This is a genomic window from Intestinibacter sp., from assembly GCF_022780145.1.
Lineage (GTDB): Bacteria > Bacillota > Clostridia > Peptostreptococcales > Peptostreptococcaceae > Intestinibacter.
This window is the reverse complement of sequence record NZ_JALEXO010000203.1, coordinates 1-7,881: the sequence shown is the minus strand read 5'-3', so window position 1 is coordinate 7,881 and position 7,881 is coordinate 1. Positions and strand designations below refer to the sequence as shown.

Annotated in this window: 8 protein-coding genes; 1 reads left to right on the top strand and 7 read right to left on the bottom strand. The window is 30.1% G+C overall.

Annotation, left to right across the window (positions count from 1 at the left end):
- From MR593_RS07950 to MR593_RS07935, 4 genes are all read right to left on the bottom strand, one after another.
- Positions 1 to 222: RNase H1/viroplasmin domain-containing protein (locus tag MR593_RS07950; protein ID WP_290691680.1), on the bottom strand; the 222-nt coding region annotated here is incomplete at its 3' end.
- A 16-nt stretch (positions 223 to 238) separates the two neighbouring features.
- Complete coding sequence (locus MR593_RS07945) at positions 239 to 1,156, bottom strand: AEC family transporter (RefSeq protein ID WP_290691679.1); 918 nt, start codon at positions 1,154 to 1,156, stop codon at positions 239 to 241.
- Positions 1,157 to 1,221: 65 nt separating this feature from the next.
- Positions 1,222 to 2,172, bottom strand: a complete 951-nt coding sequence (locus MR593_RS07940; RefSeq protein WP_290691678.1) for a calcium/sodium antiporter — start codon at positions 2,170 to 2,172, stop codon at positions 1,222 to 1,224.
- A gap of 53 nt (positions 2,173 to 2,225) precedes the next feature.
- On the bottom strand, positions 2,226 to 5,321 hold the full coding sequence (locus MR593_RS07935) for a helicase C-terminal domain-containing protein (protein WP_290691677.1): 3,096 nt from the start codon (positions 5,319 to 5,321) through the stop codon (positions 2,226 to 2,228).
- Between the two features lie 202 nt (positions 5,322 to 5,523).
- Between MR593_RS07935 and pdaA the strand changes: the two genes are divergently transcribed.
- Positions 5,524 to 6,354: a delta-lactam-biosynthetic de-N-acetylase gene (gene pdaA / locus MR593_RS07930; RefSeq protein WP_290691675.1), complete on the top strand. Its 831-nt coding sequence runs from the start codon at positions 5,524 to 5,526 to the stop codon at positions 6,352 to 6,354.
- Between the two features lie 46 nt (positions 6,355 to 6,400).
- On the opposite strand, the gene MR593_RS07925 is transcribed toward pdaA, so the two are convergent.
- From MR593_RS07925 to MR593_RS13580, 3 genes are all read right to left on the bottom strand, one after another.
- Entirely contained in the window at positions 6,401 to 6,859 is a 459-nt protein-coding gene (locus MR593_RS07925; RefSeq protein ID WP_290691674.1) for a hypothetical protein, read from the bottom strand.
- 185 nt (positions 6,860 to 7,044) lie between these two features.
- Complete coding sequence (locus MR593_RS07920; protein ID WP_290691672.1) at positions 7,045 to 7,695, bottom strand: diphthine--ammonia ligase; 651 nt, start codon at positions 7,693 to 7,695, stop codon at positions 7,045 to 7,047.
- 70 nt (positions 7,696 to 7,765) lie between these two features.
- Positions 7,766 to 7,881 (bottom strand): glutamine amidotransferase-related protein (locus MR593_RS13580; RefSeq protein ID WP_290691682.1); only part of this gene is annotated, 116 nt, incomplete at its 5' end.

Genomic DNA, 7,881 nt, shown 5'->3' with positions numbered 1-7,881 from the left:
GTTTTCATCGTAAGGATCTTTTCCTTTTCTCAGTAATTCGCTTCCCTTTTGTAAAAAAGATTTTGCCTCCTCTACATCCTCAAAACTTTTATATATAGCCCCTTTTACACCTTTTATGTACTTTTGACACTCGCTCCAAGAGTCCACTAATTTATTTTGTACCCTCTCATTTTTTGAAAAATCAAATCCTTCTTTTATAGCGTATACCTTTTTCTTTGCCATATGTTACCTCCTGTTTTTAAGCAAACAACAAATACACCAATGTCGGTATTGTAAATACACTGGCGAGTGTTGTTATAAATATTGACTTCGATGCTAACGATGTATTCCCTCCAAATTGGTTGCAAAACATAATCGCAATAGTTCCAACAGGCATAGCTATTAAAACGACTAAAACTCCTAAAACCATAGCATCGTGCACGATAAACTTAAGCACCCACCAAAATAAAATAGGCATAATAATTTGTTTTATTATCGTATAAATATATATTCTGATATCGCTTACTACTTCCTTTATTGGAATTTCTGCTAGAGAAGAACCTATTATCATCATAGCAAGTGGTGTCGTTATAGACCCTACTAAATCTGACGTCTCACCGATTATCACAGGCATCTGCCATTTTGTAAGGTAAATTACAACTGCTATTATAGAAAAAATTATACCTGGATTTATCAATTTCTTATAGTCAAACGATACCTTTCCCGCTCCAGATATTAAAAATACTCCATAGCTAAAACAGAATATATTAAAAACTAAATTGCATATAGATGCAAAAAATAGAGCTTCCTTTCCAAATATTGCTTGAATTACTGGATACCCCATAAATCCTATATTTGAAAATATAGTCATAAATTGATATAAATTTCTATCTTCTTTAGCTACTTTTAAAATTCTAGCAAAAAATATGCCTATAAACGGCAATACGACATATACAGCTACTGAAAGTAAAAATATCTGAAGCACGGTATTCAAATCACCTTCTACAGGCTCTGAAACAGAGTATAAAATAAGTGCAGGCGATGTTACATTTAACACCAATGAAGATAATTTTTGATTTAACTCTTTATCTAGTATTTTTACTTTGTTGGCTATATATCCTACTATCATAACTAAAAACAATATGACCATTTGGTTTATTATAACCTGTATATCCATATATTCCCTCCTTCAACACAAAAAAGTCTTGAAGTGATAAATCACTTCAAGCACTATAAATTATTTTATCTCATTATTATATAAGCTAAATACACGACGTAAAGTGATGATAAAACGACGCCTTCTCCTCTACTAATAGTTCTCTTTGTAGCTGAAAGCAAATAAGCTAAAAGAGTTGTAAGTATCATTACAAGCATATCGTAAAATACAATCGGATGAACTGCTATACTGTGTATTGATGCTGATATACCAAGTACAAATAGCAAATTAAATACGTTTGAACCTACAGCATTTCCTATAGCTATATCACTTTCGCCTTTTCTAGCTGCAACTAGACTTGTAACTAATTCTGGCAGAGAAGTTCCTACAGATACTATAGTTAAGCCTACTAAGTTTTCACTCATACCCCAAGCTAGAGCTATATTGCTAGCTGAGTTTACTACTAACTGACCACCTATTACTATTCCAGCGATTCCTAAAATACTGTATAGTATACTTTTTGAAAGTGCAATTTCTTCGACTTCGTCTTCTTGTGCTTGATCCTTAGATGTAAGAGCCATCTCAATTAAGTAGTACATAAATATCGCAAACAATGCTAGTAATATATACCCATCTGCTCTAGATAACATATTTTGTGTAGCTCCATCTTGGAATCTAGTATCGTGTGATATTACTGCAAGTACAAAGCAAGCCAAGGTTACAAATGGAAACTCCTTTATAATCGTACTCTTTTGAACCTTGATAGGCTTTACTATAGATGTTAGACCTATTACAACTAAAAAGTTAAATATATTAGATCCTACTACATTCGCTATTGCCATATCATTTTGGCCTTTTAGAGCTGCCGTAACACTTACTGCTGCTTCCGGCGCACTCGTCCCAAATGCGACTATTGTAAGACCTATTATTAAAGGAGGGATACTAAATTTTTTAGCTATAGATGATGCTCCTGATACGAATCCATCTGCTCCTTTAATTAAAAATAAAAATCCTACTAATAATAAAATATAATCCATAATTTTTCACTCAGAATTTGAGCAATTCTCCCTTCTTTTTAGATTTTCAATATTTAACATATTTTATCAATATCTACAATATATTTTACATCATAATACTGCACTAGCAACTTATTTTTTTGATTTTCATAATATTTTACACTTGCTTTTATAGATCTCTGTTTTATTTGTCTATTTACATAATCTGCTAGATTTAAAGTATGTGATTTAACCTGATTGTTTTTTAATATGTCTGTTATTAGCTCTACGATTATATCTTTTCTGCTCTTTTTCATATGATAGCGTATATAATTTTCAATATCAGAGCTTCTAATATTTGTTATTTTACAGCCGTGGAGGTTTTGTTCTAGTTTTTTGTTTATATAATCGTTATTTCCCATATCAAATACGATAAACACTCCGTAATCGTATTTACTTCTAAGTATTCTCCCTAATGCTTGTTTTACTTTTATTATCATCTGAGGGTAGTTTACTTGAAAATAACTCCTTTTAAATTTAGTCATTATGCTAAAATAAAGCGGATCTCTTGGATTTAAGTTAGGCATTTTATCTAGAGTTACACATACTAGTCCATCTCCAGGTACATCCACACCTTCAAAGCAACCCTTAGAGCCTAAGACTACACTTTTATTTTCTACATTTTTTAGTGATTTAATTCCTTTTTTGTTTGTATATATTTCGATGTCTTTTTCGTGCAATCTATCTACTAAAATACCGTATGTATCCTCCTGTCTTTTTCTGCTGTTGAAAAGACATAGTACGTTTGAATTAGTAGCCTCTATAGATTTTTCTATATTTAAAGCCATATTTTCTATGAAATGTTCATCTCTATAGCCTCCCATATCGGTGATTTTCATAATCTCCAATCTTTTTTTGTAGTCGTAAATAGGGTCTATAATTTTTTTAGTATTATTTACCTTGTCGATTCCCAAAGTGTTTGTAAAATACTCCATATCGTTGTCGACACTTAATGTAGCAGATAGAAAAATTCCACTAGTCAAGGTAGAGAGTATATTTTCTCTAAATAAATCTGCTAAGTTTAGAGGAACTACTTTAATCGAAAAGTTTTTAAAATCATTTGAGATAGTCACTATTCTCGAAAATAAATCGTCCTCTTCGTATTCTAAAAATTTTTCTAAGGTTATAGATATTTCCTCCAAATCCTTTAGCTTTGATTTTCCGTATTTGTATATTTCACTTTCCTTATCTATCCAGTCATCCTCCATATTTCTATCTAATAATAACATTATCTGCTTCACGTTAGACAATATGCCTTCGACATTGTACTTTACTACTTGAGTATATGGCTTGTAAGTGACCTTTATATACTGGTTGTTTTTATATAAAACACCAATTTCATCATCTTGTTGTAAATTTAGCTCCCAACTCAAATCGTAATTTACTAATGAGTCGTATCCTTCATCTACGCCGAAATCTAGTATTTCGTGTATTTTTTCAAATATAAAATTTATATTTCTGCTTATCTTTTGTTTTATCTCCCTGTCCAATTTAATCTCTGCATAAAATCTATCTATCGGCTTTATTTTCCTTTTTTGTCTTTCTCTTATTTCGTTGTAGTATCTAGAAGTACTTGAAAATTCACTCGGATAGATCTCTTTTAAAAAATATCTAAAGCTATTATATTCTATCTCCTGTGAGAAAAAATCATATCCTTTTTCGACTAGATTGTGAGCTTCATCTACTATAATATTTTCTAGAGGCTTTTCGTCTACATAGGGCCATCTAGCAAGTAGAGAGTGGTTTATAACTGTAATATCTTCATCCTTTAGCTCCTCGACTCTTTTTTTGTATAGACAGTTTTCATAGCATTTTTTAGGCTTACATAAGTCGACATCACAGACTACTTTAAGTAAATGATTTTTAAGCTCTTTAAAATGATTTAAAACCCAGTAATTTATCTCCTCGATATCTCCGTATTTTCCATCCTTTATTAAATTTTCGATAATTATTATAGATAATATGTCCTCGTAAGTTGGATTCTCGGCTTCATAATCTTTCTTATAATCGTAAAATTTACTCTTGCATATGTAGTTGTTTTTGCCCTTTATATATCCATAGCTGACTTTTCCTGAAAGACCTAATGAGTTTATCACATTTGGCAAATCCTTATCCATAAGCTGAACCTGAAGCTCTTTTGTGGCAGTTGAAATTATTATTCTCTTTTTAGCATATCTCGCCTCTAACACAGCTGGAAGCAAATACCCTACGCTTTTTCCAATTCCTGTAGGTGCCTCTATACACGCTATATTGCTAGATATATTGTTAAAAGTCTCTCTAATCAATTTAGTCAAATCGTATTGACCTTGTCTAAATTCATAGATAAATCCCTTTTTACTGCCCCAAATACTTTCCTCTTTTAAAAGCTCTTCATATTCTGCATTGTATTTTCCCATCAATTTAAAAATTTCTTCTTCCTTTGAATTATCAATTTTAGCTTTCTTATCTTCCTTTTTTTCATATACTGTATTTGTCAAATCCTTCAAATCGTAATTTGCACCATTTATGTACTCAGACCAATCCCAATTTTCAAGTGAGTGTTTATTTAGATAAGAATCTATTTCAAACGTCAACGGATACAATGTTAGCTTGTCGTCCTTTTCAAGTCTATCTTTAAATCTTAAAATTAGAGCATTTACCACATCTATAGTATCAACTACATCGTAAATAGCCCTGTGTACTTCGTCTTCTTTATTTTTCGTAATTGCTTTTTTTAAATAATCTAAGTTAAATTCTCTGTGAAAGGGTTCTAAAATAGCCGCCAATTCCATAGAATCTATAAATTTATTATTTATTTTACCTATATGTAAGCTTAAAAATTCTTTTTCAAAATTTTTATTGTGACAAATTATTGTTTTATCTTCTATAAAATCTAAAAAATCTTTTTTGACTTCATCTAATAGAGGAGCTTTATCTAAGTCTTTTTGATTAAGATTTTTGCAAAGAGAAAAAATTTCAGGTGGAACTTTAAATTTATTTTTTACAAGTGTATCAAAAATAGATATATTGTTTTCTTTATCTACTTTTATAGCTCCAATTTCTAGAATTTCACTGTTTTTAGGATTTAATCCACTTGTCTCTATATCTAAAAAAACTACATCTTTTACAATACTTATAACCCTTTTTTCCATATAATATCTCCTTTCTAAATCTTAATCATTACATTTATAAATTATACTTTACTACATTACGTCGCATTAATAAATAAAATTTTTTTATACAATAATAACCATTTAAAACAAAATTTTTCCTATTAATATTTTACAGGAATATTTTTAGCCAATTTTAAAGAAAATATTATTAATTTAAATTAATTTATGAGGAGGACTTACTTTGAAAAACAACAATTACGGAAATTACTTTATTATAGGATTTTTCGCGATTTTACTTGGAATCATCGCAATTACAAATTCTAATTTATTTAATAAATCTAAAACTCAAATTTTAGACGGTGATTTAAGTACTCGAGAGTACAATTGGTATTTCAATCCTAGAGAAGACCACAAGCAGCCTGACCCTATAAAGGAAGCTGAATTCTTTAAAAATTACGACACCTATTATGTAGGCGACAAAGACGAAAAGGTCATATACCTGACATTTGACGCTGGATACGAAAATGGATACACAAATCTTCTTCTAGATACGCTAAAAAAACACAACGCACCCGCTAATTTTTTTGTAGTCGAACACTACATAAAAAGCAACCCTGATTTAGTAAAGAGAATGGTAAACGAAGGTCATCTAGTATGCAACCATTCCAAAAGCCACGTATCTATGGCTAGTATAGACAATGTAGATAAATTTAAAAACGAAATACTCTCTGTAGAAAAAGCCTACAAAGAAGTAACCGGCAAAGATATGCCTAAATACTTCAGACCTCCTATGGGCAAATTCAGCGAGAGATCTTTGAAATACACACAGGACTTAGGGTATTCTACTATATTTTGGAGCTTTGCATATGTAGATTGGTACGATTCAAACCAACCTAGCCATGAAGAAGCCAAAAACAAAATTTACTCTAGAACTCATCCTGGAGCCATAGTTTTACTTCACTCAAACTCACAAACTAACGCAGAAATATTAGACGAGGTCCTAACTCACTGGGAAAATGAAGGCTATACAATAAAAAGCCTAGATTATTTAACTAAAAAACAATCTAATTAATTTATTAAAAAAACTGAGGAGCTTTTAAAATAACTCCTCAGTTTCTCTATGCCTCTAAAAATATATTTTTACCGTTGTAACTACAACTCCAATACGGTTTATATATGCTAAATACATCTGACAATACTATATTTTCACTTTCATATTTTCTATATCGTCTTTCTATTTCATTTCTAATATTGTTTTTAAAAAAATAATCATCTATCTTAGATTTTTCTACACAGCTACTTGCAATATATCTTTTTACCGTAGCTGGAACTTCATCTACGAGCTTAGTATGACCTGTATAAGTATTTAGAATAATAATTCTATAATCGCTTTTTAAAAATCCATTCTCTATTTTATCTACCTTGTATTTTAAAATTTTATACTCTATATATCTCAGGTTTATATCATTGATTTTCTTATTAAATTGTATTACTTTACTTAAAAGCGGAATTTTCTCAACTAAACTTTTCAAAGCCTCCTTCTCACTTATTTTAATCTCAACTGAATCGACCAACATAAAACCCCTCCTCAGAAATTTGTAATACAAAAATATTTGAATTTATAATATTTATATGAACATATCGCTTTTATAAGAATTTATTTTTTTAATATTATATAATTTCCTATGTATTATAAAAAAGGTGCTATTTAAACAAATTTTCATCGTCTAAACAGCACCTTTATTAAAATATATTGATACTCCTATTTAACATCTAAAATTCCATATCCGTTTTCTATAGTTTTACCTAATATTTGTAAACCTATAGGATTATTGAAAATCGGACCATCTACTACAAAAGTATGGTATTCTCCATTTTCGCCACACGCATCAGATCCAGTTTTCTTGATTTCTTCTACAAGGTCTTTATCTAATACCTTGCCTAAAAAATCCTCACTCATATTTTCCAAATTTACTTTTTTTATCACAGCCTTAAATCCACTATCTATAAATTCATGGACAAGTGCTTCTCTATCTTTATTCCATAGAGGCAATTCGTAGTCAAGACCAGCATTAGTAGCTCTATCTATGTCCCACTTTTTATGAAGCTCTATATCTATATCTCCATATACTACTGTAGTAGCTCCCATTTCCTTTGCCACTAATAATTTCTTTTCAAATTCTGTCTCGTATTCACTAATATCACATTCAACGTATATTATAGGTATATCTAAGCTTTTACTAGCTTCTTCTAATAATCTCTTATTTATTGAATGTGTCCAAGAATCTGTTGAATCCTTTTTTATAGTAGTGATCAATGCCACAGGTGTAAATCCTTCTTTTATTTTTTTATACATGGCAAGCATGCAGTCTTTTCCACCACTATAAGACATTACAAACTTTTTGCTATCCATCGTGTCACCTCATCTGAATTTTATTTACTTTATAATTTAATAATATTTTAATTTAATTTTTTTAAATTTTCTATAACATACTAACTGCAGCTTCTATAAATCCCTTGAAAATTGGGTTAGCTCTATTTGGTCTACTCTTGAATTCTGGATGGTATTGAACACCAACATAGAATTTATTTTCTGCTA

Bases quoted from the DNA above. Each gene is read 5' to 3' on its own strand.
- MR593_RS07940 (WP_290691678.1), bottom strand. From the start codon at position 2,172: ATGGATTATATTTTATTATTAGTAGGATTTTTATTTTTAATTAAAGGA.
- MR593_RS07920 (WP_290691672.1), bottom strand. From the start codon at position 7,695: ATGGATAGCAAAAAGTTTGTAATGTCTTATAGTGGTGGAAAAGACTGC.
- MR593_RS07935 (WP_290691677.1), bottom strand. From the start codon at position 5,321: ATGGAAAAAAGGGTTATAAGTATTGTAAAAGATGTAGTTTTTTTAGAT.
- MR593_RS07925 (WP_290691674.1), bottom strand. From the start codon at position 6,859: ATGTTGGTCGATTCAGTTGAGATTAAAATAAGTGAGAAGGAGGCTTTG.
- MR593_RS07945 (WP_290691679.1), bottom strand. From the start codon at position 1,156: ATGGATATACAGGTTATAATAAACCAAATGGTCATATTGTTTTTAGTT.